General features: G+C 58.4%; 28 protein-coding genes, 3 tRNA genes and 4 pseudogenes. 15 read left to right on the top strand and 20 right to left on the bottom strand.

The features are described 5' to 3' along the window. Position 1: 1 nt before the first annotated feature. The 3 genes from pgsA to KVG85_RS08260 all read left to right on the top strand — a co-directional run bounded on the left by pgsA (position 2) and on the right by KVG85_RS08260 (position 818). Positions 2 to 562: a CDP-diacylglycerol--glycerol-3-phosphate 3-phosphatidyltransferase gene (pgsA, locus tag KVG85_RS08270; protein WP_217863534.1), complete on the top strand. Its 561-nt coding sequence runs from the start codon at positions 2 to 4 to the stop codon at positions 560 to 562. Positions 563 to 622: 60 nt separating this feature from the next. Then, positions 623 to 698: transfer RNA gene (locus tag KVG85_RS08265), tRNA-Gly, on the top strand. A gap of 46 nt (positions 699 to 744) precedes the next feature. Beyond that, positions 745 to 818: transfer RNA gene (locus KVG85_RS08260), tRNA-Cys, on the top strand. 85 nt (positions 819 to 903) lie between these two features. Here KVG85_RS08260 and KVG85_RS08255 read toward each other — a convergent pair. Then, on the bottom strand, positions 904 to 1,437 hold the full coding sequence (locus KVG85_RS08255) for a GAF domain-containing protein (RefSeq protein ID WP_217864952.1): 534 nt from the start codon (positions 1,435 to 1,437) through the stop codon (positions 904 to 906). Between the two features lie 494 nt (positions 1,438 to 1,931). Between KVG85_RS08255 and KVG85_RS08250 the strand changes: the two genes are divergently transcribed. Then, positions 1,932 to 2,018, top strand: a tRNA-Leu gene (locus KVG85_RS08250). A 93-nt stretch (positions 2,019 to 2,111) separates the two neighbouring features. On the opposite strand, the pseudogene KVG85_RS08245 reads toward KVG85_RS08250, so the two are convergent. Then, positions 2,112 to 2,597, bottom strand: a pseudogene (locus tag KVG85_RS08245) (tyrosine-type recombinase/integrase); the annotation flags it as partial. Between KVG85_RS08245 and KVG85_RS08240 the strand changes: the two are divergent. After that, a pseudogene (locus KVG85_RS08240) lies at positions 2,597 to 3,198 on the top strand (terminase small subunit). The pseudogenes KVG85_RS08245 and KVG85_RS08240 overlap by 1 nt on opposite strands. Positions 3,199 to 3,389: 191 nt before the next feature. Here KVG85_RS08240 and KVG85_RS08235 read toward each other — a convergent pair. From KVG85_RS08235 to KVG85_RS08220, 4 genes are all read right to left on the bottom strand, one after another. Next, positions 3,390 to 3,782 (bottom strand): RidA family protein, encoded by a 393-nt coding sequence (locus KVG85_RS08235; RefSeq protein ID WP_217863533.1) that lies wholly within the window; start codon positions 3,780 to 3,782, stop codon positions 3,390 to 3,392. Positions 3,783 to 4,014: 232 nt separating this feature from the next. Continuing rightward, entirely contained in the window at positions 4,015 to 4,668 is a 654-nt protein-coding gene (locus tag KVG85_RS08230; protein WP_110599395.1) for a hypothetical protein, read from the bottom strand. A gap of 46 nt (positions 4,669 to 4,714) precedes the next feature. Further along, positions 4,715 to 5,047 (bottom strand): chorismate mutase, encoded by a 333-nt coding sequence (locus KVG85_RS08225; RefSeq protein WP_217863532.1) that lies wholly within the window; start codon positions 5,045 to 5,047, stop codon positions 4,715 to 4,717. Between the two features lie 34 nt (positions 5,048 to 5,081). After that, positions 5,082 to 5,933 (bottom strand): NAD(P)-dependent oxidoreductase, encoded by an 852-nt coding sequence (locus KVG85_RS08220; RefSeq protein WP_042609811.1) that lies wholly within the window; start codon positions 5,931 to 5,933, stop codon positions 5,082 to 5,084. A gap of 118 nt (positions 5,934 to 6,051) precedes the next feature. Here KVG85_RS08220 and KVG85_RS08215 point away from each other — a divergent pair, with 118 nt between their 5' ends. Then, a complete protein-coding gene (locus tag KVG85_RS08215) occupies positions 6,052 to 6,912 on the top strand; it encodes a LysR family transcriptional regulator (protein ID WP_122704478.1) in 861 nt (286 codons plus the stop codon). 1 nt (position 6,913) lies between these two features. Here the strand turns inward: KVG85_RS08215 and KVG85_RS08210 are convergent, their stop codons facing one another. Further along, entirely contained in the window at positions 6,914 to 8,425 is a 1,512-nt protein-coding gene (locus tag KVG85_RS08210; protein WP_223631549.1) for an MFS transporter, read from the bottom strand. Positions 8,426 to 8,593: 168 nt separating this feature from the next. On the opposite strand from KVG85_RS08210, the gene KVG85_RS08205 reads away from it, so the two are divergent. Both KVG85_RS08205 and KVG85_RS08200 read left to right on the top strand, forming a co-directional pair. Then, complete coding sequence (locus tag KVG85_RS08205; RefSeq protein ID WP_130926593.1) at positions 8,594 to 9,352, top strand: SDR family oxidoreductase; 759 nt, start codon at positions 8,594 to 8,596, stop codon at positions 9,350 to 9,352. Positions 9,353 to 9,431: 79 nt separating this feature from the next. Then, entirely contained in the window at positions 9,432 to 9,938 is a 507-nt protein-coding gene (locus KVG85_RS08200) for a nuclear transport factor 2 family protein (protein WP_042609814.1), read from the top strand. On the opposite strand, the gene KVG85_RS08195 is transcribed toward KVG85_RS08200, so the two are convergent. Continuing rightward, positions 9,910 to 11,298, bottom strand: a complete 1,389-nt coding sequence (locus KVG85_RS08195) for a heavy metal sensor histidine kinase (RefSeq protein WP_039760264.1) — start codon at positions 11,296 to 11,298, stop codon at positions 9,910 to 9,912. The genes KVG85_RS08200 and KVG85_RS08195 overlap by 29 nt on opposite strands. Next, entirely contained in the window at positions 11,271 to 11,966 is a 696-nt protein-coding gene (locus tag KVG85_RS08190) for a heavy metal response regulator transcription factor (protein WP_039760267.1), read from the bottom strand. The genes KVG85_RS08195 and KVG85_RS08190 overlap by 28 nt, the downstream gene beginning before the upstream one ends. Before the next feature lie 215 nt (positions 11,967 to 12,181). On the opposite strand from KVG85_RS08190, the gene KVG85_RS08185 reads away from it, so the two are divergent. The 4 genes and pseudogenes from KVG85_RS08185 to KVG85_RS08170 all read left to right on the top strand — a co-directional run. Beyond that, positions 12,182 to 12,790, top strand: a complete 609-nt coding sequence (locus tag KVG85_RS08185; RefSeq protein WP_217863531.1) for a hypothetical protein — start codon at positions 12,182 to 12,184, stop codon at positions 12,788 to 12,790. A 71-nt stretch (positions 12,791 to 12,861) separates the two neighbouring features. Beyond that, complete coding sequence (locus KVG85_RS08180) at positions 12,862 to 13,482, top strand: cytochrome b/b6 domain-containing protein (protein WP_217864950.1); 621 nt, start codon at positions 12,862 to 12,864, stop codon at positions 13,480 to 13,482. Further along, positions 13,479 to 14,249 (top strand): molybdopterin-dependent oxidoreductase, encoded by a 771-nt coding sequence (locus KVG85_RS08175; RefSeq protein ID WP_217863530.1) that lies wholly within the window; start codon positions 13,479 to 13,481, stop codon positions 14,247 to 14,249. The genes KVG85_RS08180 and KVG85_RS08175 overlap by 4 nt, the downstream gene beginning before the upstream one ends. A 918-nt stretch (positions 14,250 to 15,167) precedes the next feature. Next, a pseudogene (locus tag KVG85_RS08170) lies at positions 15,168 to 15,752 on the top strand (response regulator); the annotation flags it as partial. Here the strand turns inward: KVG85_RS08170 and KVG85_RS08165 are convergent. Beyond that, positions 15,742 to 16,302, bottom strand: a pseudogene (locus KVG85_RS08165) (cyclic nucleotide-binding domain-containing protein); the annotation flags it as partial. The pseudogenes KVG85_RS08170 and KVG85_RS08165 overlap by 11 nt on opposite strands. Before the next feature lie 233 nt (positions 16,303 to 16,535). Between KVG85_RS08165 and KVG85_RS08160 the strand changes: the two are divergent. Then, positions 16,536 to 17,456, top strand: a complete 921-nt coding sequence (locus tag KVG85_RS08160) for a universal stress protein (protein ID WP_217863529.1) — start codon at positions 16,536 to 16,538, stop codon at positions 17,454 to 17,456. A 44-nt stretch (positions 17,457 to 17,500) separates the two neighbouring features. Here KVG85_RS08160 and KVG85_RS08155 read toward each other — a convergent pair whose 3' ends face one another. The 9 genes from KVG85_RS08155 to KVG85_RS08115 all read right to left on the bottom strand — a co-directional run bounded on the left by KVG85_RS08155 (position 17,501) and on the right by KVG85_RS08115 (position 24,564). Then, positions 17,501 to 17,734, bottom strand: coding sequence for a hypothetical protein (locus KVG85_RS08155; RefSeq protein WP_217863528.1), 234 nt, complete (start codon positions 17,732 to 17,734; stop codon positions 17,501 to 17,503). 299 nt (positions 17,735 to 18,033) lie between these two features. After that, complete coding sequence (locus KVG85_RS08150) at positions 18,034 to 18,258, bottom strand: hypothetical protein (protein WP_225926649.1); 225 nt, start codon at positions 18,256 to 18,258, stop codon at positions 18,034 to 18,036. A gap of 8 nt (positions 18,259 to 18,266) precedes the next feature. Then, positions 18,267 to 19,637 (bottom strand): ATP-binding protein, encoded by a 1,371-nt coding sequence (locus KVG85_RS08145; RefSeq protein WP_217863527.1) that lies wholly within the window; start codon positions 19,635 to 19,637, stop codon positions 18,267 to 18,269. Further along, positions 19,634 to 20,296, bottom strand: coding sequence for a response regulator (locus tag KVG85_RS08140; RefSeq protein WP_217863526.1), 663 nt, complete (start codon positions 20,294 to 20,296; stop codon positions 19,634 to 19,636). Before KVG85_RS08140 ends, KVG85_RS08145 begins: the two co-directional genes overlap by 4 nt. Before the next feature lie 11 nt (positions 20,297 to 20,307). Next, positions 20,308 to 20,952, bottom strand: a complete 645-nt coding sequence (locus KVG85_RS08135; protein ID WP_217863525.1) for a tetratricopeptide repeat protein — start codon at positions 20,950 to 20,952, stop codon at positions 20,308 to 20,310. Then, complete coding sequence (locus KVG85_RS08130) at positions 20,949 to 21,758, bottom strand: SDR family oxidoreductase (protein WP_217863524.1); 810 nt, start codon at positions 21,756 to 21,758, stop codon at positions 20,949 to 20,951. The genes KVG85_RS08135 and KVG85_RS08130 overlap by 4 nt, the downstream gene beginning before the upstream one ends. Then, positions 21,745 to 22,419, bottom strand: a complete 675-nt coding sequence (locus KVG85_RS08125) for an iron-containing redox enzyme family protein (protein WP_217863523.1) — start codon at positions 22,417 to 22,419, stop codon at positions 21,745 to 21,747. The genes KVG85_RS08130 and KVG85_RS08125 overlap by 14 nt, the downstream gene beginning before the upstream one ends. Beyond that, on the bottom strand, positions 22,419 to 23,897 hold the full coding sequence (locus KVG85_RS08120) for an AMP-binding protein (RefSeq protein ID WP_217863522.1): 1,479 nt from the start codon (positions 23,895 to 23,897) through the stop codon (positions 22,419 to 22,421). The genes KVG85_RS08125 and KVG85_RS08120 overlap by 1 nt, the downstream gene beginning before the upstream one ends. After that, positions 23,887 to 24,564, bottom strand: a complete 678-nt coding sequence (locus tag KVG85_RS08115) for a thermostable hemolysin (protein ID WP_217863521.1) — start codon at positions 24,562 to 24,564, stop codon at positions 23,887 to 23,889. The genes KVG85_RS08120 and KVG85_RS08115 overlap by 11 nt, the downstream gene beginning before the upstream one ends. A gap of 175 nt (positions 24,565 to 24,739) precedes the next feature. On the opposite strand from KVG85_RS08115, the gene KVG85_RS08110 reads away from it, so the two are divergent. Together KVG85_RS08110 and KVG85_RS26045 are read left to right on the top strand one after the other, a co-directional pair. Continuing rightward, complete coding sequence (locus KVG85_RS08110; protein ID WP_217863520.1) at positions 24,740 to 25,291, top strand: cytochrome b; 552 nt, start codon at positions 24,740 to 24,742, stop codon at positions 25,289 to 25,291. 132 nt (positions 25,292 to 25,423) lie between these two features. Then, positions 25,424 to 25,552, top strand: coding sequence for a hypothetical protein (locus tag KVG85_RS26045; protein ID WP_263471612.1), 129 nt, complete (start codon positions 25,424 to 25,426; stop codon positions 25,550 to 25,552). A gap of 7 nt (positions 25,553 to 25,559) precedes the next feature. Here the strand turns inward: KVG85_RS26045 and KVG85_RS08105 are convergent, their stop codons facing one another. After that, a complete protein-coding gene (locus KVG85_RS08105) occupies positions 25,560 to 26,852 on the bottom strand; it encodes an MFS transporter (RefSeq protein WP_024012798.1) in 1,293 nt (430 codons plus the stop codon). Positions 26,853 to 26,988: the final 136 nt, after the last annotated feature.

The following is a 26,988-nucleotide window of genomic DNA, read 5'->3' as shown; positions in this document are numbered from 1 at the left end:
GATGAATATCCCTAATCTGATTACCGTTCTACGCGTCCTGCTCATCCCGATCTTTATTTTGCTGTTCTATCTGCCCTACGATTGGAGTTACATGGCCTCCGCTTCGGTGTTCGCCTTCGCGGCTGCAACCGACTGGCTCGATGGTTATCTGGCGCGCCGACTGGAGCAGAGCACACCGTTCGGGGCGTTTCTCGATCCGGTCGCCGACAAGCTGATGGTCGCTGTTGCCCTGGTCTTGCTGGTGCAGGAGCACGGCAATCTCTGGCTGACGCTGCCAGCAGCAGTCATCATTGGTCGCGAGATCGTAATTTCGGCGCTGCGCGAATGGATGGCCGAACTCGGCGCCCGGGCACAAGTGGCGGTTTCCAATCTCGGCAAATGGAAAACCGCTGCGCAAATGCTCGCGCTGGTGATTCTGCTGGCTCATCCAAAGGCATTCAGCTTCTGGGTCGTGCTCGGTTATACGCTGCTGATCGTATCGGCAGGGCTGACCCTGTGGTCGATGGTTCAATACCTTCGCGCCGCCTGGCCGCACCTGAAGACCGATGTCGAAAAGAAATAAAAGTTTTTTGAATCAAGGGGTTGACGGGGCTTCTTAATTCTATAGAATGCGCCACACCAAGCGGGAATAGCTCAGTTGGTAGAGCACGACCTTGCCAAGGTCGGGGTCGCGAGTTCGAGTCTCGTTTCCCGCTCCAATTTGTACAGTGTTTGTTGTTGTGCTACTGACAGCGAATGCTTTGAGGCCGAGTAGCAAAATGGTTATGCAGTGGATTGCAAATCCACCTACGCCGGTTCGATTCCGACCTCGGCCTCCACTATCAAAAACCCCGTAGATCAATGATCTACGGGGTTTTTTGTTGCCTTTGAAAAAGTGGGGTGTTCCGCAACTTTTTGAGCACGTTATTCGGTCAGGCACGATCCGGTCTTGATATGGCTGGCACCCTCCACCGTCAGATTCGAGAAAAATATGCAGCCGATAAGCCGTGCGAACAATGTCAATGTTTCTGCCATATCCGGGTTATCAAACAGCACAGACCTTGAATCCAAAGCGCATAGGGCACCCCAGAGTCTCCCGTCCGGCAGGAAAACAGGCGCGCCTGCGTAGCTCTCAATTGAATACTGCTTCACCACAGGGCGTGACGACAGTCGTCCATCCTTGCTGATTTGTGGAAGGAAGAGGGCTTGGGGATTTCGTCGAAACTCACTGCAAAGGGTGGTTTCCAGATCCAGCGTATCGCCGACATTTATTCCCAGTTCAATTGGATCGTACGCCGAACAAACGATCCACTCTGTTTCAGTGAATTTTGCGATTCCGGCAAAGCGTGTACCGGTCAGACGGGTGACAAGCTGCAGGATGTTGGTAGTTGCTTCGATCTCGGCAATCGCCGAGCGCTCCTCTTGGCTTAAAGACGCTTTTAGAACGGTGTCACTCATTTGCATGGAATCAAATCTCCTGATTGCTTGTACATCCCTGAGCTCTGCTCTGGTGACGTTCTGTGAGGCGTGATCGTGGTTGAAGGGGGGGGGCGTGCTGACTACCCTTTGATTATTGATTTCGCCGCCATCCTTTAGCGTAGACATCCCGTCCAGTCTTGGGTTGCCTGCTCATAATCTCAATCGATGAAACATCTGTCACCCGTGCAGCTAAGGTGATGGTGAGCATCTGAATCTTTTGAGTTTATCGTCCCAATTTCCAGTAGGGTTGCTGCGATTTGCCAGTAACCTCGGCGTCTACTTCAAGCAAACTCCGTAGCTCCCTGATTTCTGAGGCTTTTTGATTTTTCGCGGTCAGCGATATTTAGTTCTCAAATCGCGCACTTCAAACTTGCTTCACCGGGACGTGATGTATATATTCCCCGCTCGGCTTTTCAGGCAGTCATCCTTTCAGGATCGCAACCGCAAGGCTGACAAAGCAACACCGCGCTACCGCCCGAATGGCGAAACTGGTAGACGCATGGGACTTAAAATCCCCCGCTCGTAAGGGCGTGCCGGTTCGATTCCGGCTTCGGGCACCATGAATATCAAGGGCTTGCATGACATACCTCATGCAAGCCCTTAATTCTTTTTTCCGCAATCAAAAAATCTTTTCCGCAATTCGTGACCGTTAGTCACCTCGTAGGGGTGACCTTCATGCCCTTTCGCATACGGATGTACTGTTCTGTCATCCCTACGGTGGTGTGCCCAAGTTGGTCCCGAGCTTCTCTGATGCTCCCCGTTGACTCCTCTTTATCCGTGGCCGCTTTTGCTCGTAGGTCGCGCATCTGAAATTCTGCTTTTGGAATCCCGGCTGCTTCCCTGGCGTCATCGAACCTTTTTCTGAGCATGCTGGTCGTCATCGGCTGCCCAGAGTCGATTACTACCAGGCGTGTTGATCTGATTTTCTGTCCGGCCTTTCGCGCCATGATTCGATCTATTACGACTTTGAGCTCACCAATGATTTCGATCCTTCGTTTAGCCCCAGTTTTGCCTTGCTGGACGGAGAGCTTTCCGTCCTTTATGTCGCGCTCATCCATCTTCAATGTGTCAGCGACCCTCTGACCTGTTAGATAGAACAGGTCCAAAGTATCTCTTAATGGTTGATCGGCATGCTGGTATGACCGCAGCCACGTACCTATCCAAGAGCGCCTTCGCCGCACACATCGGCCGCTCACCGAGTTACATCACCTGGCTGAAGGAAAACGGTCGACTGGTCCTGTCCCCAATGGCAAGCAGGTCGACGTTCTGGCCACCGAAGCATTGATCCGCGATACCGCTGACCCGAGCAAGGCTGCCGTCGCTGCTCGCCACCAACAGGAGCGGCTTCAGCGTAATGTGTACAGCCACGTCGCTACACAATCCGAACCGACCAACATGGCTGCGCCGCCGCCCGTTGATCCCGCGCAAGGGCAGTCCCCGGACTTTCAGAAAGCGCGTGCACATCGCGAGCACTACTTGGCGCGGATGGCTGAGATGGAGTTTCGCAAGGCGCAGGGGGAGCTGGTGGAAATCAGCTTTGTGCAGAAAGCCGCTTTTGAAACGGCGCGATCGCTTAATCATTCGCTAATGAGCCTGTCGCCGCAATTGGAGCCACAACTCGCCGCGCTGTCGGATCCGTGGGTGGTGGAGAGGCAGCTAACGGCTGCGCTGCGCCAACGACTTAACGAAGCGGCACAAGTGTCAAGCGATGACTTTGGATTTGCGTTTAGCGAGTGCTAAGGATATCCGCTGATAGGCATTTTTCTGCTCGCATCGGAATTGATTGGCGCCTGCTTCCAGTCAGTATTAGCCGTCGGCGTAAAGTGTTATCACGCGCCTACCGATGCAGCAGGCAAGTGTAATTTTGAATCTACCACCGCATGCGTAGTCACCCATTTTAAGACCTGGATATGCAGGTTCTTGTCAGAGGGTTATCGCTCTACTGCGACGCACTTGATCTCCACGAGAAGTCCAGGTCGAGCTAATTCACTGACACCAATGCAGGTCCATGCACAAGTGTTTCTCGGAAATACTTTATCCTTTACGCGTCTGAAAATTGGCATGTGACGGTGCATGTCGACGTGGTAAGTTGTCATTTCTACGACATCTTCAAATTTACAGCCACCTGCCTCCAAGACGATCCGGAGATTGTCCCATGCAGCTAAAAACTGCTGCTCAGGTTCTTCAATGACGGATAATTCCGGCGTCCTGCCTACCTGACCCGCGCAGTAGAGAGTTTTTCCTACCTTTACTGCTGGTGCATAACCCGCGCGCTCGTAGATCAATCTCATGCCATCTGGAACAATGATCTGACGGTCAGTCATGATTGCGGAGCCCCAAGTTAGAACGGTTACGAAAGCTAACTCAGGGGCCAGAGCCGCGTCCACTCAGTTCACTTCTCATCTATTAATCAACCCCACAGGTGCTTTTAGCCGCTGCTGAGTCTTTTTGAACTCATTACCTAATGTGGCTACCTCGATCGATGCAAAAGGCGCGAGCCGGTAGCGTTACTGATCAGAAGCATTTCGATGGTTGGTTCGCTGCTAGGCTGGCTCGTCAGTTCGTGTCGTCATCACCTTGAAATATATCTGCGTAAAGTCGCGCGACTGTAGGGGTAAGGTTATGACCGGCAGGAATGAGAAAGTCGGCGTGTGGTGCGAGCCGTTTTACGTAGATGACTTCGTAAACCCTGCGCACGATTCCAGGTGCTGTTTCTTCCCGGTCCAAGCCAGGCATTATCCCTACCGCTTTGTAACCGGCTTGCTCCAGTGCTTGTTGCATATACGGCGTGCGGGTTGTTGCCATGCCATAGATCAGCCCCGCGCCCATGAACGTGCCGATTTTTTCTCCCAGGTCCTGGGCCGCAACGGCCAGTCTGGCTTGTCTGTGCGGTTTGGCTACCGCGCCGACCCGCCCGAAAATAACGTCAGCACCGTCAATTTTTTCCCACGTGGCGATAGCGACAATCTCATCGTTCTGGCGGACGACGGTAGCGAATATGCCTCGATCCGGATCGTCTTCGAGCACCACGTTGTCTGCGTAGAACTGCTGGTCCAGAAACGGGCTTGCCAACCCCACCGAAATGGAGGGAAACCATGTCCGGAAAAAATCTGTCGCGACATTGATCTCCTCACGTTTCAGGTAATCCCAACTGTAGCCATAGGGTAAATCGGTGAAGCTGCGAATTTGCTCGATCGTTGGCCATTTCATGCGGTTCTGCTCGTTTGTCTGATTGCTTCGATAAGTGGCGCCGGGGTCAGGCCCGAGGGTCAGGGTTATTGGCGGGTGCCGGGGCATGCCTGGCGGCGATCTGCTTGTGGCGCTCGACCACTTCGCCAATGACCAACTGCATCAGCCTCTGCACGATGGCCGTATCCAGCTCGGCCTCCTGAGCAAGTGCTGCCAGACGCTGGTATTGCTGCTGCTCTCTGGCCTCGTCTACCGCAGGCAACTGATATCGGGCCTTGAGCAATCCGACCTCATCGGTACAGCGAAACCGTTCCGCGAGCAGGTGGATGAGGGCGGCGTCGATATTGTCGATGGTTTTCCTGAATGTTGAGAGTTGACGCGCGATGTCGGAGTTTTCCATGAATGACCTCGTGACAGGTGTTCGAAAGAGCTTCTCAATGATTCGTCTGCTGAGCAAAAACCGACCAGTCCTTGTCGCCATCTCCCCTGGCTACCGCCGACGTCATTTTCAATCGCACGGCATCCGCCGCTGGCAACTCCAGCCCCTTGAGACGACCCGCATCGATCGCCAGATTCATATCCTTGAGGCCAAGCGACAGTTTGAATCCCGGTTCAAAATTGCTGCTGACGATGTTCTGCCCATAACGTTGATAACTGGGGCAGGCGAACAGGGTCTGGGTCATGAGCTTGATGAAAATCGAAGGGCTCAGTCCGTGGCGTTGAACGAGTCCGCTGGCTTCGCCCAGCGACTGGATGGCTTGGGTGATCATCATGTTGCCGGCGATTTTCGCGATACAGGCCTGTTCAGGTTGGTCGCCCAGATACCAGGTTTTTTTCCCGAGCAGGTCGAACAGCGGTTGGACGGTCGAGACAGCGGCCTGCGATCCGGCCGCCAGGATATTCAACTCGCCCTTGGCCGCCACGGCGGGCACGCCGAAGACCGGCGCCGCGATCAATGGCATGCCGACGGCTTCATGTTCGCGCTGCAACTCCAACATCAGCGAAGGCGACAAGGTCGACATCACGACATGCACGCAAGCTTTGTCTGCAGTTTCCAGAACAGCGCTGGAGAGCAGCACTTGCCTGACGGCGGCATCATCGGCCAGAAGAGTGATGACTACCTCTTGCTGGAACGCCGAGGCCGGCGTTTCGATAACGCTGATGCCTTCGAGATCCTTGATCGCCGCCTGACTGCGGTTCCATGCCGAGACGTGATGGCCAGCGCGGACGAGCAGTGGAATAATGGCTCTGCCCATGCATCCCACTCCGATAAAACCAATCTTCATTTGCAGTCTCCGGTTGGTATTCGACGACGGTGAATGCAGACAAGTATGTCGGGCACGGGATTGCTACGGCACTGCCATTGCTGCACTCTCACTGTTCATTTTTGTACGGGGGCGGAGCATGGACTGGAGTGATGTGCGGGTCTTTCTCGCGATTGCCCGCAGCGGGTCATTAGGGGCTGCCGCCAAGCTGTTGGGGGTCAGCCATCCGACCGTGGGGCGGCGCTTGCAGGTGCTGGAACAGTTCAGTGGCCAACCCGTTTTCCTGCGTACCAACCAAGGTCTCGTGTTGACCGACAGCGGCGAGAAGCTCCTCAGCCTCGCGCAGGAAATGGAGCAAAGTGCGTTGGCCATCGAAAGGCGCCTCGCGGGGGACAGCGCACAGCCCGAAGGTGTGCTGCGCATTTCCTGCGCTGACTGGTTCGCCTGTTATGTGCTGGCCCCGGTGCTGAGTGAACTGGGCCGGCGTTATCCATTGATCGTGCCCGAGGTCATTGCCGGGCATCGATTGTTTGATCTGGCTCGCCGCGACGCCGACATCGCGTTTCGAATCGTTCCGTTCACCGAACCCGATATCGTGCACCGCAAGCTGATCTCCCTGACTTACGGGTTATACGCAGCCGTTGGATCTGCTGACCCTGAGCCACAGGGCGCCGGGCTGGGTCTGATCACCATGAGTGTTGCCCAGTCTCATTATCCCGATGTGCAGTGGCTGCAGCAGCGTTACCCTCTGGCGCGTACCGTGTTTACCAGTAGCAGCCGCACAGTCCAGGCGCAAATGTGTGCGCAGGGGCAGGGCGTCGCGGTATTGCCCCGCGCTTTGGGCGACCAGTTGACGGCGCTGCGTCTGATCGATTCAGATGAACCGCCACCAGGCCGCGACATTTGGATGGGCTACCACCAGGACATGCGCCAGATGGACAGTCTGCGCGCGCTTGCCGACCTGGCCTCCGTCATGATTGGCACTCAGGCAGGCGGTTGATTCACTCTGCCGGCTGCATGGCCGCCGTTTGCAGCTCTGCAGCAGATTGGCGCGCCAGACTCAGACTCAGTCCTGCGCCTACCACCAGACACGCAGCGATGCACAGTATGGCGACGGTGAAGGCGTGGGTGATGGCCGCCGCGTCCGTGTCCTTGCCCAGAAGCGTGTAAAAAATGCCACCGATGATCGCTACGCTCAGTGCCGTGCTGATTTGCAGTGTGGAACTGGTGATGCCCGCAATCATGCCGGAATACGCCGGTGCCACGCGTCCAGTGATCATGCGCATCAATGTCGGAAGGGCCAGTCCTTGTCCGAAACCGATCAGAAAGAGAATCACGGCAAGGGACAGCGCAGAGGGCGTGACGGCGGTTGGCGTGTGCGCCACGAGCCAGGCCAATAGCACGAACCCCAGCACTTCGAGTGCCATTCCGAAGGGATTCACATAAGACCCCAGCAAACGCCGGAATAGATGGGTGGCGAGCGGCCCCAGCAAGAAACCAGCGCCGAATGGCAGAAAGACCAGACCTGCACTGAGCGGGCTCGTATGCAGCGCTCCCTGTAAATAGATGGAAAACAGCAGGAAGAACACGCCGATCGCGTAAAAAGTCAGCGCCACCAGCAATGCCCGGCCCAGCCCGGGCGCACGCAGTGCAGCAGGGTTCAGCAACGGCGCGCCTTGCGCTTGATACAAGCGGGCTTCGTAGCGCCAGAACAGCCAGGCCAGCAGTGGCACCGCCGCCAGCGACAGCCAGGCCCACCACGGCCAGCCCGCTTCACGTCCCTCGATCAGTGGAACGATCAGCGCCGCAAGCGTCACCATCGACAACAGCGTTCCACCCAGATCCAGCTTGCTGGTCTGGGGTGCGCGGGTTTCCTTGACCACGGGGATGGCGATCAGAATGACCAGCAACGCAATCGGTAGATTCACCAGAAATATCGACCGCCAGCCCAGGTTCATCAGGTTGAGCGAGATCAGAATCCCGCCAAGTGCCTGGCCGACTACCGACGCCAAACCAAACACCGCACCGTACAGGCTCAACGCCAAGGGTTTTTCCGACTCAGGGAATATCGCCTGCACTGAAGCGAGTGCCTGCGGCGCCATGACAGCGGCCGTCACGCCTTGCAGCGAGCGTCCGGCGATCAACACCCAGGGTGACTCGGCGACACCGCAGATCAGTGAGGCGACGGCAAAGCCAATCAGGCCAACGAAGAACATTCTCATGCGGCCAAAGATGTCGCCAAGCCTTCCGCCGGTGATCAGTGTCACGGCATACAGCGCCGCGTAAGAAGAGATGATCAACTGTTCGGCAGAGGAGGCCGTGCCCAGCGATTGCTGAATCGAAGGCAGCGCTACGTTCACGATGAAGAAATCCAGCGGCGGCAAGAATGCACCGACCAACAGGATGGCGAACATCAGCCAGCGCCGCTGTTCCGGAAGGGCTACTATTTTCTCAGGCATAAGGTCTCCTTTCTGAAACCCTTCGGCTCCAGAATATTTTCGATTGCGAGTCATGCTTTGAATAAGCTGACTTCAATCTAAACGATCAAACCCTGGCTGACGCCTCACATAAATGAACGGCCAATGTTCATTTATGGCAGTGCCGCTGCGCCCCTGCCTCCTCGCAAAATGGCCGCACTGTGGTTCCAGTCGAGCCACACAACCGAAATCGAGGAGTCAGTTATGTCAGGTAAATTCGCTGATCAGGTCGCAGTCGTCACCGGCGCGTCCACCGGGATCGGATTTGCGATTGCACAGGGTTTGATTGCCGAGGGCGCCAGGCGCGTTTACATCACCGGGCGTTCTGCAGCCACGCTGGAGGCTGCGGTGGCCAAGCTTGGCGACAGGGCGGTCGCGGTCATTTCCGATGTCGCGCGCCAGGTTGATCTGGACGAGCTCAAGGCGACGATTGAGGCGCACGGCGATCAACTGGACTCAGTGTTTGCCAATGCGGGTATTTGTGAAAAGAACCCGCTGGGCGAGACCACCGAGGCCGCCTATTTCAACATGTTCGACATCAACGTAAAGGGAGTCTTTTTTACTGTACAGACGTTGATGCCATTGTTGAAAAATGGCGCTTCGATCGTGCTGACGGCCTCTATCTGTTCCAGCAATGGCATGGAAGGACTGAGCCTCTACAACGCCTCCAAAGCCGCGGTACGTTCCTTTGCCAGGACGTGGGCCAACGAACTCAAAGGTCGCAAGATCAGAGCGAATGTCCTGAGCCCTGGCTTCACCCGCACACCGCTGATGGATAACGGCTTGAAGATGAGCGAAAGCGACGTCGCCGCGCTGCGTCAGCACGTCGAGCAGATCACGCCATTGGGGTACATGGCCGAGCCTGAGGAAATCGCCTCGTCGGCGCTGTTTCTTGCGTCTGCCGATGCGAAATATGTCAACGGTGTGGAGTTGATGGTCGACGGCGGCCTGTCGCAGATCTGACCACGTGCTCAACCGTAGCGCAGCCCTCGCGCAGGGCTGCCTTCCTCGCTTATGCGCAGCCCCTGCAGGAAACCTCATCATGAACAATGAACAACTGACAGCCCGACTGGACGCCCTGGAAAGTCGCGCCGCCATCGAGTCGCTGATCAGCGCCTACGCCAATGCTTTCGACCGCATCGACGCCTCGCTTCTTAGCTCAATCTGGCACGAAGAGTCGACACTGGATCTACCGGGTTTTGGCCAGGCTGGAAACCGTGACGAAATCCTGGCGATGGCGCAAAACAGCTGGCGCCAGATGCCCCATATGCACCACTGGATGGCCAACCCGCTGATTGAAATCGAGGGTGACAGCGCAGTGGGCACGGTAGCTGCGGATTGCCTGTTTCATGACATTGAAAAAGGCCCGGTGCAAGTCAGCGGTCTTTACCACGACAGGTTTGAACGTCGGGACGGAAAGTGGGCGTTCCTGTCACGTCGTTTTGAAATGCATTTCCTGACGCCGTTAAAAGATTGGGTACCCGCAGCGGGCGAAGAACAGTTTGCACCGTTCGAGCAGCTCAAGGGAACGACAGCGAAAAACGAATAGTCCCGGCCCTTGGCTGTTCGACACCCACGTGGCCGTCATGCAGTTGCATGATGGCCACGACAATGGCGAGGCCAAGCCCGTAGGAGTCGGAATTCTGGTGCCGAGACGCATCGCCACGGTAAAAGCGGTCGAAGAGTTTGCCCAGGGTTTCGTCGCCCAGCACCGGCCCTTGGTTCTCCACCTCAATCCGGGCACCTCCGTGGGTTTCCAATACCCGTATCAGAATCTCGGTGCCCTCGTAAGCGTAGCGAACAGCGTTCGCCACCAGGTTGCTCAACGCTCTGCGCAGCAGCAAGGGGTCAGCGAGCACGATACCATCGCCCGTTATTTGGAAGCTCATTCGCCGCTCTTCAGCCAAGCCCTCAAAATACTCAGCGATGCGCTGTGATTCGTCATGCAGCGACAGTTGCTGGCGCTCCACTACGGCTTGCGCTTCATCGGCGCGCGCCAGAAATAGAATGCTTTCGACGATGCGCGAGATCCGTTCGAGTTCTTCAAGGTTCGAAGCGATCAGCGCCTGATATTCGTCCTCGCTACGGCGTTGGCGAAGGGCAACCTGACAATGTCCCATCAACGACCCGACCGGCGTGCGGATTTCATGGGCAAGGTCGGCGGAAAATTGCGTCAGTCGCTGATAACCCTGAGCAAGACGATCAAGCATCGCGTTATAGGCGTCACTCAGCTGTTGCAATTCAACCGGCGTATCGGCGCTGTCCATACGGCTGTGCAGACGCTCAGGCGTTATGGCTGCGGCATGGGCGGCCATTTTGCGCAGCGGACGCAGCCCGCGACGCAATAACAGATAACCCAGCAACGCGGTTGCCAGAAAGGCAAGGGCCACGGCCAGGTAGATGCGCTCGCGATACGCTGCAAGCATCGCCATTTCCTTGCCCATAAGGTGGGCGGCCGTCAATCGGACTACACGGCCACCCGACGTCGTGACTACGGAGGCGGCGCGCAGCCTTGTTCCCGAGTCGGTCACGCCGCTGCGCAGATCACTGACGCTCAGCTTTGTGTCCTGGCCGATCACCGGCAGTTCAGGCAACGTGACGTTGAGTGGATTGACCTGGATGACCGGTGGCTGCCCCGGCTCTTCAATGATGAAGATGTCGTCTTCGCTGTCGAGCATGTTCTTGAAAATCTGCGGGCTGTCGCGCAGCTTTTCGATGGCGAGTTCGTAATGCAGGAGCTTGCGAAAATGCTCCAGACGGCCCATCACCGCGTGATCGCTGTAGACCAATACCGAGGCCTTCATCGTCTGATACAGATAGAAGCCCGCGCCGGCCACGGCCAGCATCGCGACCATGGCAAACGCCACGGTCGATCGCAGTGTCAGCGAGGGTTGGCGTCGGGACCGCATGGCCTCACCTCGCAGACATAGCCGATACCGCGAATGGTATGGATCAGCTTGATCGGGTAGGGCTGGTCGACCTTGTTGCGCAGGCGCTTGACAGCGACGTCCACCACGTTGGTATCGCTGTCGAAATTCATGTCCCAGACTTCCGAAGCGATTTGTGTCCTGGACAACACATCGCCGGCTCGACGGAGAAACAGATGGAGCAGCGCGAACTCCTTGTTGGTCAGCACGATCACCTGTTGTTGGCGGGTCACGCGGCGCCGGACCAGATCCAGTTCGAGATCGGCAAGGTGGAAATGGTCGGCTTCGCGCACGACACCGCGGCGCAGAATAGTGCGGATGCGCAACAGCAGTTCGGTAAATGAAAAAGGTTTGATCAGGTAATCATCGGCGCCCAGTTCCAGACCGCGAATGCGGTCTTGCAACTGGTCGCGCGCGGTAAGGAACAGCACGGGTACGTCTTGTCTGGCGCGCAACAGCTCGATGATCTGAAACCCGTCAATCCCGGGCAACATCACGTCCAGCACGATCAGGTCATAGGTCGTATGCAAGGCCATGTGCAGGCCGTCAGCGCCATGCTGGGTCCAGTCGACGTTGTAACCGGACTCACCGAGCCCCTTTTTCAGGTACTCACCTGTTTTGGTGTCATCTTCGATCAGCAGGATATGCATCGTCAGGCGCGCTCGGGTTTCTTCATGACGGGGTTAAGTCCGCGACATCGGTATCTCGGCTGTGCAGTGTAACGGGATGAGCGGGCGCAGTCGGTTACATTTCTGTCATACATGGTCAGGGTTGGCGAATGACAAAAATGTCATTCGACGGTCATCGTGACGTCCCGGTCTGCGGTCGAGGATGGCGACACATCAACCCATGAGGAATCGTCGCCATGCAACTCAAAAACGCCCTGTCTACCACGTTCGGTTTGGTGATGCTCAGCGCTGCCGTCATTGCCACCGCCGCCGACATGCCGGTCATCAAACCACTGCGCGGTACGGTGGAAAGCGTCAGCAACAACACGCTGACCTTCACTGTCCGCTCTGGCGCCCAGCAGACGATCGGACTGACTGACAAGACCGGTATCAGCCGGGTATCGAAGGCCAATATCGACTCGATCAAATCCGACAGTTTCATCGGCTCGGCGGCCATCCCGCAGGCCAACGGAACCTTGAGGGCGCTTGAGGTCACGGTATTCGACGCCAGGCTCAAGGGCAGCGGCGAAGGTCATTACGGCTGGCAGAACGCGGACGGCAGCACTGGCACCATGACCAACGGCACCGTTGGCAAACTGTCCAAAACCGACGGCCGCACGTTGACCGTCAACTACCAGGGCGGTGAGAAACAAATCGTCGTGCCGGATGACGTGCCTATCGCCTACGTCGAGCCAGGCAAAGCCGATGAGCTGGTCAAAGGAACGAAAATCGTCGTGTTCCCCGCTGCAGATGGCACCGCACGCGGCATTGCAGTCGGCAAGGATGGCTTCCAGCCACCGATGTAATCATCTGAGAAAGCTTGAGCGTTGCCGTCTGGCAACGCTCCGCTACACGGAAGGCTTGCAAGGGGAACCACGTGAGACAGAAGAAACTGCATCCCTGGCCGGTTCGCCTCACCCATTGGCTCAATGCGGCCTGCATGGTCTGCATGTTCATGAGCGGTTGGGCTATCTACAACGCCTCGCCACTGTTCAGTTTCAGGTTTCCGGTGTCATTGACCGTGGGCGGTTGGCTGGGCGGGGCACTTGCCTGGCATTTTGCGTTCATGTGGCTGCTGCTGATCAACGGCGCAATCTATGTGCTGTGCGGGTTGGCCAGTCGTCATTTCAAACGTGAGCTGCTGCCCATCGGCATTGCCGCATTGAAGCATGATCTGACCGATGCCTTGCGCTTTCGGCTGGTGCATGAAAAGGGTGTCTATAACGCAGTACAGCGCCTGATGTACTGGATCGTGCTGGCGGCAGGTGTACTGATCGTGATCTCGGGTGTAGCGATCTGGAAACCGGTTCAACTTCAAGAGCTGGTCGCGTTACTGGGCGGCTATGACGTTGCTCGTTACGTACATTTTGCGGCCATGGCGATGATTGCAGCGTTTGTAGTGATTCACCTGGTCTTGGTGATTCTGGTACCAAAAACCCTGGTGCCAATGATCACGGGTGGAGTGCGGACGCCTAATAACGAGAAAAATGGGTCATGACTGAATTTAAAATAACAACGCGTCAGCGCGTCAGGATTGAACCTGCGCAACAGCTTGAACTGGAAAACATTCAGCGCCGGCATTTTCTTCGGGCCGGCCTGACGGTTGGCGCGATGTCGATGCTGACCGGTTGCAACCTGCAGGACGGCGATCAGGTCGACAAAGTGCTTTGGGCCATGTCGCGTTGGAACGACCGGGTCCAGGCGTGGCTGTTCAGTGGACGGAAACTGGCGCCGACCTTCGCCCGCGCGCAGATCACCTGGCCGTTTCCGTTCAACGCTTTCTATGGTCAGGACGATATCCCTGAAGTAGACCTGACCAGTTACTCGCTCGCCGTCTCCGGCCGGATCAGGGACAAGGCGCCGTGGACACTCGAAAGCTTGCGCAAGCTGCCGCAACGCAGCGATATCACTCGGCTGATCTGTGTTGAGGGCTGGAGCGCGATCGGTCAATGGGGAGGTGTACCGCTGAAAACCTTCCTGGAACACATCGGCGCCGACACCACAGCGAAATTTGTCGGTTTCAAATGTGCCGATCGTTACTACTCCAGTCTGGACATGCCGACTGCCTTGCACCCGCAGACGCTGTTGGCACTGGATTACGCTGACGTGGCGCTGCCGCCCGAGTACGGCTATCCGCTGAGGGTTCGGGTCCCCACCAAACTGGGATTCAAAAACCCCAAGCATGTTGTCGAGATTTTCGTCAGCAACGACAACCCGGGCGGGTATTGGGAAGACCAGGGCTACAACTGGTTCAGCGGGATCTGATGAAGCAAAGAACGGAACTGTCACGCCAGGAACACTGGCGAGATTCATGACACCAAGCGTGATATGAGGCATGCCAATGACCGGTATTTCTGCAGTACCGCCAGCACCATCCGACTGGCCAACATCAGAACCCAGGATGCGGGCAACGAGTGATGGAGCAGATTTCCAATCTCTCTTGCAGGCTCAGTCCAGGCCACCTTTACAACAGTCAGATAAAGCTCGCACTCGGATGCTCTTTGATAATCTTGCCGCATGTACCTTCAATGGCGAAAAAAGGGCTATCTGCTCTGATGTTATCGGCACAGGGGGACTGAATGCGTTCGCCATTGCAGTGGCTCTTTCGCCGCTAACCGTCACCTGGGTACCGACCGAGATTGTTCGAGCGCCACTGCGTTCGCCTGGGATACGGACTTTTCGCCGTCGCAATCCCTCTTCAGCCGAGAGCTCCTTCCTCAACCGGTCAAGCTCGGAGGATAGGGGTTATGATTAGACGTGTCTCGAGAGCTTGCTCGCCGTAGGCCAGTATTATTAAGGGAGAAGCACATACCGCCAATTCTCACCTGTAGCGTTGAATGGTCTTTCGTTCGCCTGAAGTAGAAAGCCCGATGGCTTCTCTACCGTGGCGAAGGTGGTGTTATGAGGCAGCGTCGACTTACAGCCTATTTTTCCACCCCGCTGTCATCCCCCGTTTATTCTGAGCATCAGAGAATTATAGCCCGCCATCAGGGCTACTTTTGGCCGAAGGTAGTCGTTCGTGAACGGCCGCTTTCGGCCAGTAGCAGACATTCGATTTAGTGACTCTTCGAACCAACCTGCCGATCTTCACCTAGCGATTGCAGCTTTTCTAGCTACGCTTGCTAGCAAGAGATTGGCGTAAGTGCGCCTGCTCTTGAATTGCGCACACGGGAGCCAACATACATGGATAGCATGCAGGACGTTTACCCATCAGCTACCGTTCTGGTGGTCGACGATACCCCCGATAACCTGATGCTGATCGCCGAGATGCTCAAGGACAAATATCGGGTCAAGGCTGCCAACAGCGGCGAAAAGGCCCTGCGCCTGCTACAGGCAGACCCGCTTCCCGACCTGATCCTGCTTGACATCATGATGCCGGGCCTGTCCGGTTATGACGTTGCCGAGCAGCTCAAGCTTGACGCTCGTATTCGCCATATACCGATCATTTTCCTGACCTCCATGACCGCTACGGAGGACGAGATTCGCGGCTTGAGCCTGGGCGCTGCGGATTACATCACCAAGCCGATCATTCCCCCGGTTCTAATGGCCAGGGTCGACACTCAGATCAAGCTCAAAGCCGTTGCCGATTTCCTGCGCAATCAAAACGATTTCCTGGAGCAGGAAGTGCAACGGCGTACCCGCGAGGTGATCGCCATCCAGGATGTCACGATCCACGCCATGGCTTCGCTGGCCGAAACCCGTGATAACGAAACCGGCAACCACATTCGCCGCACCCAGCACTACATCAAACGCCTGGCACGAACTCTTTCGAGGAATAGCCACGGGAGCTGAGGCGTTGTGAGAGGTTGAGCAGGAAAGCCGCCAGGCGCTCGTCGGAGTTCATGTTGCCCATGAGCATCAACATGCTGTGGTCGCGCACGATTTCCCGGCTCAGCAACTTGTTGAGGTTGTGCTGCAGCGATGGCAGGCTTTGCGCGAGTTTTTCCAGCTGTGCGAAGTGAATCGGACAGACTTCGCTGTCTTCCAGTGCATACGCAGTACACGCCTGTTGATCGATGCTGATGGCGTCCAGCCCGAGCATTTCGCCAGGAATATGGAAACCGGTCACTTGCTCGCGGCCATCGACGGAGACCACGCTGGTCTTGAACGAGCCTATCCGAACAGCGTACAGCGAGCGCAGCGGATCCCCGGTCCGGTAGAGCGCGGCACCTTTCTTCACCTTGTATCGTTGCACGATCAGCGTGTCGAGCCGATCGACCTCCGCGCCCGTCAGGCCAAGCGGCAGGCATAACTCGACCACACTGCAGTTGGAACAGGCAGTTTTGAGAATCGGCGGGGGCGAGTGGGCTTCAAGCATGGATAAGCAGCCTTCAATGAGTGTGATAAGCATAGAAGTCTTCGCAGCGCACGTGCCTTTCGTTTGGTTTGTCAGCGTGATTACGGACGAACGGCGAGGAGGGGAATCACAAAGGCAACGGCCTCTGCGCCGCTCTTGTGTCGCAGGGTTGATGGGGAGACTTGATGCATATCAAGCGTGGCGGTTGGCAGAGTTGCCGAATCGTCCAATGGCGCTGACTGGAAATACACGTGATGTTCAGGCTCAAACGCATTCTGTTGATCGCACCTGCCGAAATGACCCGCACCCCGGCGTTTGATCGCGCCCAGGCGCTGGCTCGGGCCAGTGGCGCGTTGCTGCACATCGTGGCGTTCGATCATGTCCAGTCCCTGGCGTTGGCCGGCCTGATCGACCACGACGCCATGGCGCAAGCGCGTGAAGGTTACCTGCAGATGCATCGCCAGTGGCTGGAACAGCAGGTCCGGTTTCAACGTGGCGCCGGCGTGCAAGTCAGCACCGAAGTGGTCTGGGCCAAGGCCACGCCGGCGCATGTGCTTGAGTACATCAATGACTTTCATGTCGATCTGGTGATCAAGGATGCTCACCATGTTTCAGCGCTCAATCAAACGTTTCACCAGCCGTTGGACTGGCTATTAATACGAGATTGTCCCGCCTGCCTGCATCTGGTCACCGAGGCCGCACATCCGAAACCCTTGAAGATACTGGCGGCCATTGACCTGTCGCATCTCGAGGATCTGACCCAAGGGCTCAATGACCGGATACTTCGCGTTGCATCGACATTGGCAGCTAAATGCAATGCGTCGCTGCACTTGTTGAACGTGAGCAATTGGTCAGTGGTGGGTGATGCGGCGATGAGCGTGCCGAACTTGAGCCTGGACCACAGCTTGTGCGATGCGATCAACGACACTCAGCAAGAAGCGTTCGATACGCTGGCCGAGCGCTATGGTCTCGATGAAGAACATAGCCACCTGCTCTCAGGTGTCCCGTACCGGGTGATCGAAGACTTCGCCCGGCAGAACGCGTTCGACCTGCTGGTGCTCGGCATCTGTCACCATCAAGCGCTGGACGGCTTCATCGGCGGCACGGCCGAATGCCTGATGAACCGGGCTCCTTGCAGCTTGTTGATGGTCAAGGCAATGCCTGCCACAGCCTGACCGGTCATCGCAGCAGTTGATGGTAATCGGTTGGGGGTAATCAATCAGTGACTGCGCCCACCATGTGCGTATTGCCATTGTTGCCAGGCGTGCCGATATTTCTCATCCGCACGTTTCCTCGCTTCAGTGAACTTGTGCATGGTGTCTGGAGAAAACGGCTCTTCAAGGACGGCATAGGCCCGTTCGCTGAGCCGATCGGCTTCCTGAAACAGTGCGCCACTGTCACCGATTGCGTCGCGGACATTGGCGGTTGTCATGGCTGGATCATTGATGACCATATCGTGAACCTCGCAAAGCAAGAATGAGGGTGGGTTGCGGACCTGTCACCCTGTGGCCGCATCTATAACTTTCACGCGTTCGAGCAGCTTGTGACTGTCCCTGATCCGAGATGCGGGCGCCGCCGAATCATGACCCTATTTCGATCCAGTTTGTCGTCGCAGCGATTGATCCAGATCAATGTCGCTCGCCGGTTTCATCGCCCCTTTGTCGGTTTTCCAGGCGCTTGCGCAAGGGTGGTGGACAAGCCTCGATATTCAGGTTTTTCACTGTACCAGGTTCCCTGCAGCGTACTGGCGGTCTAGCGCAAACGCTGGTGCACCTTCAAAGTCAGCGTTCCGGCCCACAACATCCGGCCAGCGTAAATCGCGGCGGCCCAGATAATGATCAACACACCCGTTTCCGGACCGCTGAGCGGCTGGCCCTGGCGCATTTTCAACGTGCCCAGGTAAATCAACGAGCCAGGCGCGTAGAGCAGAGCGCTGAACAGCAGGTATTTGGGGCCGGCGGCATACAGCTGAATCAATCGGATGATTATTCCCCTGCCGGAATCGATAACGTCGCCCTCAAACCGCCCTCTGCGCGGTTTGTCAGTTCAATCCGTCCGTTCAGTCGCACCGCGATGGTGTTGACAATGGTCAACCCCAACCCGGCGCCATGCGCCGTGCCGCGGCTGTAGAAACGCTCGAACACTCGCGCTCGGGCTGATTCATCGATTCCCGGTCCTTGATCGTCGACCATCAAATGACAGAAGCCATCGGACTTGCTCAGGTGCACGGTGATCGCACCGTGTTCGGGGGAGAAATTCGCCGCGTTGGTGATCAGGTTATTCAGCGCGATATCGATGGCGGCGGGGTCGGCGAGGACATGAAACGGTTGGTCGCTGACCTCGAAGATCAACTCAAGGTGTTTGCTCAGCAACCACGGTGTCAATTGCACCAGGCTGTTGCGTACGGTTTCGCTGAGATCAATGCGTTGCAGTGGCGGCGGGTCGGGTTTGGGTTCAAGGCGCGCCATGGTCAGCAGCTGGTTGACCAGCCGGCTGGTGCGATCGACTCCGGAGATCAGAAACTCAAGTGACTCACGGCGCTCCTCTTCGGTACCCGCCTCCTGCAGATTTTGCGCATGCACCCGCAGCACCGCCAGCGGCGTGCGCATTTCGTGCGCGGCATCGGCGATAAAGCGACGCTCCCGGCCGAGCACCTCCTGAATCTGCGCGAGCATGCGATTGAGCGCTGCCTGCATGGGCTCCAGCTCGCTGGGCAGGGGCATCAGTTGCAGCGGCTCAAGTGAACCACTGTGACGGGCGCGCAGAGTCGCCGCCATGTCTGCCAAGGGCTTGAGCCCCCAGCCTATGGCCAGCCAGATCATCGCGGCGAGGATCAGGCTGCCGAGCATGTTTGGCCACAGCGTGTGGCGCACGATGCGGTCGACCAGGTCGGTGCGCACGTCGTCGCGCTCGCCGACCCAGATGCGCAGGCCGTTCTGCCTGTCTTCCAGCATGAACGCTCGCCATTGCCGACCTTTCAGATCGACCACGTCGCTGAACCCCGTTCCCGTCGGCGGCGCAGTGAAGGAGGGCGCACTGGCGGTGTGTACCAGCACCTCGCCTTGCGGGTTCCACACCTGGAAAGCGATTTTGCTTTCGTAAGGATGTCCATCAACCCGTGGCTTGGCTTCGCCGAGAGCCTGATTGAACGCCTGATACAACTGCGCGTGCTCGGTACTCGCCATCGGCATACGCATCACGCCCTGCAGCAGGCGTGCGTTCTGCGCCAATTGCGCGTCGTAGACCTCGGCGATTTCGTGGTTGCTGTCATGCACGTTGAAGAGGCTGAGTACCGCCAGACCGGCCAGTAACAGGCCGATGATCAGGGTCAGCGTGCGCCGGCGGATCGAGGTCATCGACGTTCCTCCACCAGATAACCCACGCCTCGGATGGTGCGGATCAGGTCGGTGGAGAACTTTTTGCGCAGGTGATGAATGTGCACTTCGAGGGTGTTGCTTTCCGCTTCTTCATTCCAGCCGTAGAGCAACTGGATCAATTGATCGCGAGTCATCACCCGGCCCGGCGGCGACAGCAGTTCGTGCAGCAGCTGATATTCCTTGGGGGTGAGCGCGACTGGTTGGCCTTGATAGCTGACCTGCTGGGTGCCGGGGTTGAGGCTGATACCGGCGTGCTCGATCAGCGCCTGGGCGCGCCCGGCACTGCGGCGCAAAAGGGCACGCAGGCGGGCTTTGAGTTCGGCGAGGTCGAAGGGCTTGACCAGATAATCGTCAGCACCGGCGTCGAGTCCGGCAATGCGGTCTTCGGTGGCATCGCGCGCGGTGAGAATCAATACCGGCAGATTCGAACCGCTGTCACGCAGACGACGCAACACTTCGAGGCCATCCAGGCGTGGCAGGCCGAGGTCCAGCACGGCGACGTCAAATGTTTCGCTGAGCAGTGCATGCAAGGCGCTGCTGCCGTCCTTGAGCCAGTCGACCGTGTAACCCTCGCGACCCAGCGCCTGGTAAATGCCTTCACCCAGCGCTACGTCGTCCTCGATCAGTAATAAACGCACGCGCACTCCTTTCAGTCGAGTTTCTTGTTCACGTCCACCAGCAAGGCGTCGATCTCTTTACGACGCCCGGCATCGGCACTTTCGCGGCCCGCACGGGGTGCGGCCTGTCTGGCCTTGATCAGCGCTGCCTTGGCTTCAGCGTAGCGCTTCTGACGGTAGAGATGGTCGCCCCAGAAGTACAGACTGTCGATGCCATCGGGGTTGAGCTGCAGGGCTTGTTTGAGCAATTGCTCGGCCTTGTCGCTGTCGCCGAAGCCGATCGGCCAGCCCGGTACCCGGTCGTACAATGCAGCGAGGCTGGTGTATGCCGAGCCTTGCAGGGCCTTGGGGTCAAGCGTCAGGGATTTTTCCAGGTCCGCCTTGGCGTCCTTGGCTTTGCCCAGGGCACCGAGCCCGCCCTCGGCACCGGCCCAACTGCTGGTAACGATGCCTTTCCAGATCCAGGCTTCGGCCACATTCGGGCGTTGCGTGGTGAACGCGTTGGCTTCGCTGGCCAATTGCTCGAACGCCGCGGCGCGCTGTTTTTCCGCGACCTCGTATTGAATGTGCGCCCAGTTCTGCTGGATGCCAGTGAGACGTTGCTGATCAGCCGGCTCAAGCGCCCAGACACTTTGACTGAGGGCGACAAACAGCAGGCAAGTGGAAAGTTTTTTCATGGCTTTGAAGCCTCGTTGTCAGGTTTTTCACTGAGACGGCGGATCAGTGGCAATTGCTTGCGCAGGCCGCGATCCACCAGATGCGGAAGTAAGCTGTTCAAACGGACGAAAAATCGCTCCGGCCAGCCTAGGTACAGATCACGACGGTCGCCGGCAATCGCATGGATCACTGCCGACGCCACGGTCTGCGGATCGTCAACGCTGGCCTTGAGGGCATCGTTCAAGGCTTGCGCAGCGGCGCTGTTCATCGAGGTGCGGGTGGCCCGGGGCGCGACATACAACACGCTGACCCGCGTGTCGGCCAGCTCGCGGCGCAACGCCTCGGAGAATCCGCGCAGGGCAAATTTGCTCGCGCAATAACTGGCGTAACCGGGGTAACCGATCGAGCCATAGGTCGAGCCGACGTTGACCACCATCGCGCTGTCAGCCTGCTTGAGCTGCGGCAACAGCATTTTGGTCAGGCAGATTGGCGCACTGATGTTCACCGCCAGCATCGCGTTGATGTCACTGTCATCTAGCTGTTCGAGCATGGCGAAGTGATTGACCCCGGCGGCGTTGATCAGCAGGTTGATGCCGCCGATGGCGTCGGCGGCGGCCAACACTTTGCGCCGATCGCTGAGGAAGGTCAGATCGGCGGCGACCCAGCACAGGTTCTGCGGATACCGCTCAAGCAGCGGCCACAGCGCCTCCTGATGCCGCGCCACGGCCAATACCCTGGCACCGGCGGCGCACAAGGCACTGGCGATGGCCAGGCCGATGCCGCCACTGGCACCGGTCAGCACCACGCGGGCTTCATGCAGCTGCATGTTGAGCCTCAGCGTCGCGCGGCAGACCACGGAACATGTCGGTGTAAAGGCGATAGACGACTTTCGAGGCATGAATCACCGCCGCTTGATCGTCAGGGTCTTGCAGCTGATTCATCAACCGCCGATAGGTCTGCATGTGCTCGATGTCGAGCGAACCGTGGGAGCTCAGATAGCTGAATGCCGTTTCCGGCAGCGCCAGGCGATCGCGGATGCTCCCCGCCGCGTGGGTCGCCAAGGCAATGCTGGTGCCTTCGAGCACGTTTACCATGCCGAACAGACCCACCGGATTGCCCCGGGCGATCAGATCGTAGAGAAAACTGACCATCAGCTCGATTGACAATGACGGCTGACCATCGCGCACGGCGTCGCGATCACCGCCACAGGCGGCAATGTCGTTGAGCACCCATTGTTCGTGGCCGTATTCATCCTCAATGTATTCACACACCGCTTTGCGCAGCCATTCCAGACGCGTCGGCAGGCGTGCACCGCAAGCCATCATCAGCGGCACGGTGTGGCGCACGTGGTAGTAAGCCTGGGCAAGAAACGCCCGATAGCTGTCGAGGCTGACCTTGCCTTGCAACGCATCGACGATGATCGGCAGGTTGAACAGCTCGTGGCGTTCCCGTTGCGTGGCTTCTTGCAGGGTGTCGAAAAAACTCATTATGCGGATTCCTCGGAGGTGGCGGACTCGGTCAATTGCGAGTGGTACTGCGCGATGATGGCGTCGCGGCGCGGCCGGCCATTGGCGGTGAGCAGGCCGTTGGCCGCAGTGAAGGGCTGCGACAGGCGCGTCCACTGATGCACCTGTGCGTAATCGGGCAACGCCTCGTTCGCTTCGGCGACGGCTGCGGCCAGCTCGGCATCGGTGCAGTTCGGACGATGCGGCCAGAGCAGGGCGTGGTTGTGCGGCATCGCCTCGCCATAGACGAACGCTTGAGCGATGTGGCGGCGCTGGGTCAGTTCCGACTCGACCCATTCCGGGTTGACGTTTCGCCCGTAGCTGGTGACGAATTGGTGTTTTTTGCGGCCCTTGAGATAAAGAAAACCTTCCGGATCGAACTCGCCCAGATCGCCACTCGGCCACCATTGATCGGTATACGCCGGCTCCCCCAGATAGCCGAGCAACACCGAACCCTTGATCAGCACTTCACCGTCCTCGGCCAACCGCACCTCGAGGTGGGGCAGAGGGCGCCCGACGCTGCCCGGACGGCGCGCGCCGGGGCGATTGAGGCATACGACCGAGGCGCATTCGGACAAGCCGTATCCCTCGTAAACCGCTAACCCGACCCGTTGCGCGCGGTGCAGCAGATCCACTGACACCCGCGCGCCACCGACCGCGGCGAAGCGCAAGGTTTGCGGATCGAAAGCCTTCTGTTCAGCGGCGCTGACCAGAACTTGCAGCAGCTCTGGCACGAGTATCAGACTCTCCGGCGCACGCTTGGCCAGATAACCGAGCAGGCGCGCAACATCGATGCCGCTGGCACCTTGAATGCCGAGGGTTGCCTGGCTTGGCAGGCTCAACACCGCACCGGCGTACAGCGCGGCATAACAGCCCAGGTTCTCCAGCAGGATCGCCAAAGGCAACAGCGCCAGATGGTGCTCCGGCCCAGTAGCTGCGCTTGCCTGATCAAGCTCCCGGGCAACTCGCAAGAAGCTGTCGGCGCTCAGGCACACCCCTTTCGGCGTGCCGGTGGTCCCGGAGGTAAACGTGAGTTTCGCGGTGCCCGGCGGCATGCGACTGGGGCCATTGAACGAGCGACACCAGAACTCACCCCGTTGTTGATATCCCGCCGCCAGCAGCTCGGCTTGCAGTTGCGGCTCGGCGATCACCCGTTCGGCCTGGCTCTGCTCCAGACAATGGGCGCGCTGCGCGGCGCTGAAAAACGGCGGCAGCGTTACGCAGGTCAAGCCTTCAAACAACACAGCCAGATCCCAAAGCATCGCGTCGACGCCATTGTCCAGCGCCAGCGCGATCACCTGCACCTGCTCATCGTGCAGGCGCTCCTGGCGATACAACACCTCGGCATACAGCGTGGCGTAATCTATTCTCAGCGTGTCGCCCCACAGGGCTGAGGCGTTGTCATTGCGCCGGGCATGGTCGCGCAGGGTTTCCTGGAAGCGCTGCAATTCAAGCGACATGGCAGGCTCCTTCAACGGAAGTCGGCAAACCCAGGCGAGTGAACAGACCAATATTGCGCAGATGAAAAAATCCCGCGCGAATGTTGCCGACGTGCACCCAGGGTTTGCTTTCGTAATAACTGCCCCAGTGTTGACGCTCGTCACCCAGTCGCTGTGGATCAGCGGCGCACAATGTCACGGGCTTCAAACCGAGGCGATGGAAGCTGTTGACCAGCCCGATGTTGCCGGTGAAGGTCACCCATTCCAGGCCGCCCATGGCTAGCAGATAGGTGATGGCGATGATGCTCAGGCGCGCACTGCCGGTATCGCTGGCGGCGAGGTTGCCGACTTCGACGATGACCGTGCGATCTACTGCACGACCGGCAGCGGCACTGATCAACGACTGGATCGGTTCATCCAGATAGCGCTCAAGAAACAGTGCCTGCAGATGCGCTCGACGGACCCCGGCCACGGCACACAACTGGCCATCGCTGTTGTGCATGCCGAACAGCTCGGGCATGAAATGGCGGATTTCGGCACCGTGAGCCGTGCGAAAACGCTGCTGGATAAAGGCTTCGAAGGGCGCGCGCAGCTCGTCCTCCGGCAACGCGTTTCTCAGCGTCATCAGCATCGATTCGGCCTGGCCGAAGTGCAAGGGCAGCGGGATGTTCCAGTCGAATTCGGGCATGGGCAGAGCGCCTCCCTCAATGGGTTTGAGCGCAGTATCCAAGCCATTTCTTAACGAAGTCTGAAGATGAAAAACCGTTAACCGCAGCGCCAATCTTCAGACTGTCTTAAGGCTGGGCGAGCACGGTAGGCCAGCGAAAAGTTCGTCGTTCCACAACAATCACGAGGCGTTTCCTATGATCCGCGACACCGCTGTAACCCGTTATGGAAAACTCTCAATCATCCTGCACTGGCTGATGCTGGCGTTATTCGTCGGGGTGTATGCGTGCGTCGAAATCAAGGGCTATCTGCCCAAGGGCAGTGAGGGGCGCGGCGTGCTGATGGGCCTGCATGGCCTGTTTGGCGCCAGCATCTTCGCCTTGGTGTGGATTCGCCTGATCGGCCGCCTGACCCCGCGTCCGCCGATCATCCCCAGGCCGCCGGCGTGGCAGACCGCAATTGCGCACCTGACACACCTGGCGCTGTATGGATTGATGATTGTCACACCGCTCCTCGCGTGGCTGATGCTCGCGGCGGGCGATAAACCGTTTCCGTACTTCGGTTTCCATGTGCCGGCGCCGGTGGCTATTGATCCGGACCTGGCCAAACAACTCAAGTACTGGCACGAATGGATTGGCAGTGCCGGCTACTGGCTGATCGGCCTGCACGCGCTGGCGGGGCTGTTCCACCATTACTGGGTCAAGGACAACACGTTGCAGAGGATGTTGATTGAGCGTGCCCGCTCTTGAGGCAGGCATCTTGCGCTGTTCGTCGAAGGGAATGTTCGCCGCAACTCAAGCGCATGGCTGCGGTGGAGCTGAAAATCCGGAACTGCCAGCCCTCGCCGATGCCGAAATAGCATCGACAACGAGGGCAGAACCATGACTGATGAAAAAACTGAAGTGCCGCAAGAAGTACCCGATCAACCGACCCCAGCGCATTCCACTGAAGAGGAACGCGAGCGCTTGAAGGACTTCAACAAGGACGGTATCCCGCCGGGCAGTTGCTGATCAGCGGTCACCGTGGCTGCGTCACCAATTCTCCGCTGATCGCATCCATCATCGCCGGATGCTCCTCAGCGGCGACGCGCAAATCCTCGGTGACCCGCAACTCCGCACCCGTCGGCGAATAGGTGGCTGCCGCCGTGAACGGTGCGGGGTTGGCCGGCACCGGACGCTTGCCGCGGCGCCAGAAGAAAAAGCTGACCATGCTCAAATTGACCACTGCGAAGACCCAGAACAGACCGTTGGCGCCGAACGAGTTCATCACCGGCGAGATCATCATCGGGCTGATGGCCGAGCCCAGCGAGTTGATCAGCAGCAAGCCCTGAATCATCGGCACCAGCGCTTCGGCCGGGGCGCGGTCGGCCGCGTGGCTGACGGCCACCGGGTACAGCGCGAAGACGCCGCCACCGAGCAGAAACAGCATCGCCGCGAGCATTGTCGAAGACAGCGGCAGCAGCACAATCACCAGTGATAACGCGGTGCACGCCACCGTCAGCAGGGTCAGCACCTGCAAGCGATCGGTGCGGTCGGACCAGCGTCCGACCGGATACTGCAGCAACATCGCGCCGAGAATCGTCCAGGCCATCATGCTGCCGACTTCACCGACGTCCAGACCTCTGCGTTGCAGATACAGCGGCAACAAGGTGTAGATCGCCGCGATGGTCACGCCCGAACCGAAACAGCCGACCAGCCCGGTCGGCGTCACGCCCAGCAGTTGCCGGGGCTTGAGCGGCTCGACCTGATCGAGCAGCGGCGACACGCGCGGCAGGATCACGATCGGCAGCACCGACAACGCAGCGAGCATGCCGGCGACCATGAACGGCGCGCTGTCGCTCATGCCGGTGATGGTTCCCAGCGTCGCCTGGCCCAAAACGCCAGCGCCATAAAGGACGATCATGTACAGCGCGAGCAAGCGCCCGCGAATCTTCTCGTCACCGGCCAGCAGCAGCCAGCTCTCGATCACCAGAAACACACCGACCGTGGCCCAGCCGTTGATCAGGCGCAGGACCAGCCAGCCCCAGGTGTCGTAGAACAGCCCCTGCAACAGAATCGTCACCGCAATCAGCGAGGCGAAGCTGCCGTAGGCGCGTATATGGCCGATGCGTAGAATCAGCCGGTCGTTGAACACCGCGCCCAGCGTCAGGCCGATGAAGTAGGCCGACGAAACAATTCCGATCATCGTCGCCGAGGCGCCGGCGGCGTCCAGGCGAAGGGTGGTCAGGGAAGACAGAAAACCGTTGCCCAGAGCAATAATGAACAGCCCGAGCAGGGGCGCCAGCGCCATGGCCAGCAAACGCGGAGACATAAAAACCTCAGGAAATCGTACAGCGCAACGTGCGCCTTTGCGCATGCGGTTGCCAGGCTGGAACAGGTGTTGTGCAAATGTCTGCCGATCGGGCAGGGCGGTGGCGTCGGCCGACATGGCCAGCCCTGCAAGTGCG

This window comes from Pseudomonas triticicola (assembly GCF_019145375.1).
Lineage (GTDB): Bacteria > Pseudomonadota > Gammaproteobacteria > Pseudomonadales > Pseudomonadaceae > Aquipseudomonas > Aquipseudomonas triticicola.
The sequence above is the reverse complement of the archived record's forward strand: the minus strand, read 5'-3'. Positions and strand labels throughout refer to the sequence as shown.

Excerpts from the sequence above, each read along its gene's own strand:
- pgsA (WP_217863534.1), top strand. The coding sequence starts at position 2 with ATGAATATCCCTAATCTGATTACCGTTCTACGCGTCCTGCTCATCCCG.
- KVG85_RS08255 (WP_217864952.1), bottom strand. The coding sequence starts at position 1,437 with ATGAGTGACACCGTTCTAAAAGCGTCTTTAAGCCAAGAGGAGCGCTCG.
- KVG85_RS08235 (WP_217863533.1), bottom strand. The coding sequence starts at position 3,782 with ATGACTGACCGTCAGATCATTGTTCCAGATGGCATGAGATTGATCTAC.
- KVG85_RS08230 (WP_110599395.1), bottom strand. The coding sequence starts at position 4,668 with ATGAAATGGCCAACGATCGAGCAAATTCGCAGCTTCACCGATTTACCC.
- KVG85_RS08225 (WP_217863532.1), bottom strand. The coding sequence starts at position 5,047 with ATGGAAAACTCCGACATCGCGCGTCAACTCTCAACATTCAGGAAAACC.
- KVG85_RS08220 (WP_042609811.1), bottom strand. The coding sequence starts at position 5,933 with ATGAAGATTGGTTTTATCGGAGTGGGATGCATGGGCAGAGCCATTATT.
- KVG85_RS08215 (WP_122704478.1), top strand. The coding sequence starts at position 6,052 with ATGGACTGGAGTGATGTGCGGGTCTTTCTCGCGATTGCCCGCAGCGGG.
- KVG85_RS08210 (WP_223631549.1), bottom strand. The coding sequence starts at position 8,425 with ATGACTCGCAATCGAAAATATTCTGGAGCCGAAGGGTTTCAGAAAGGA.
- KVG85_RS08205 (WP_130926593.1), top strand. The coding sequence starts at position 8,594 with ATGTCAGGTAAATTCGCTGATCAGGTCGCAGTCGTCACCGGCGCGTCC.
- KVG85_RS08200 (WP_042609814.1), top strand. The coding sequence starts at position 9,432 with ATGAACAATGAACAACTGACAGCCCGACTGGACGCCCTGGAAAGTCGC.
- KVG85_RS08195 (WP_039760264.1), bottom strand. The coding sequence starts at position 11,298 with ATGCGGTCCCGACGCCAACCCTCGCTGACACTGCGATCGACCGTGGCG.
- KVG85_RS08190 (WP_039760267.1), bottom strand. The coding sequence starts at position 11,966 with ATGCATATCCTGCTGATCGAAGATGACACCAAAACAGGTGAGTACCTG.
- KVG85_RS08185 (WP_217863531.1), top strand. The coding sequence starts at position 12,182 with ATGCAACTCAAAAACGCCCTGTCTACCACGTTCGGTTTGGTGATGCTC.
- KVG85_RS08175 (WP_217863530.1), top strand. The coding sequence starts at position 13,479 with ATGACTGAATTTAAAATAACAACGCGTCAGCGCGTCAGGATTGAACCT.
- KVG85_RS08160 (WP_217863529.1), top strand. The coding sequence starts at position 16,536 with ATGTTCAGGCTCAAACGCATTCTGTTGATCGCACCTGCCGAAATGACC.
- KVG85_RS08155 (WP_217863528.1), bottom strand. The coding sequence starts at position 17,734 with ATGGTCATCAATGATCCAGCCATGACAACCGCCAATGTCCGCGACGCA.
- KVG85_RS08145 (WP_217863527.1), bottom strand. The coding sequence starts at position 19,637 with ATGACCTCGATCCGCCGGCGCACGCTGACCCTGATCATCGGCCTGTTA.
- KVG85_RS08135 (WP_217863525.1), bottom strand. The coding sequence starts at position 20,952 with ATGAAAAAACTTTCCACTTGCCTGCTGTTTGTCGCCCTCAGTCAAAGT.
- KVG85_RS08130 (WP_217863524.1), bottom strand. The coding sequence starts at position 21,758 with ATGCAGCTGCATGAAGCCCGCGTGGTGCTGACCGGTGCCAGTGGCGGC.
- KVG85_RS08125 (WP_217863523.1), bottom strand. The coding sequence starts at position 22,419 with ATGAGTTTTTTCGACACCCTGCAAGAAGCCACGCAACGGGAACGCCAC.
- KVG85_RS08120 (WP_217863522.1), bottom strand. The coding sequence starts at position 23,897 with ATGTCGCTTGAATTGCAGCGCTTCCAGGAAACCCTGCGCGACCATGCC.
- KVG85_RS08115 (WP_217863521.1), bottom strand. The coding sequence starts at position 24,564 with ATGCCCGAATTCGACTGGAACATCCCGCTGCCCTTGCACTTCGGCCAG.
- KVG85_RS08110 (WP_217863520.1), top strand. The coding sequence starts at position 24,740 with ATGATCCGCGACACCGCTGTAACCCGTTATGGAAAACTCTCAATCATC.
- KVG85_RS26045 (WP_263471612.1), top strand. The coding sequence starts at position 25,424 with ATGACTGATGAAAAAACTGAAGTGCCGCAAGAAGTACCCGATCAACCG.
- KVG85_RS08105 (WP_024012798.1), bottom strand. The coding sequence starts at position 26,852 with ATGTCTCCGCGTTTGCTGGCCATGGCGCTGGCGCCCCTGCTCGGGCTG.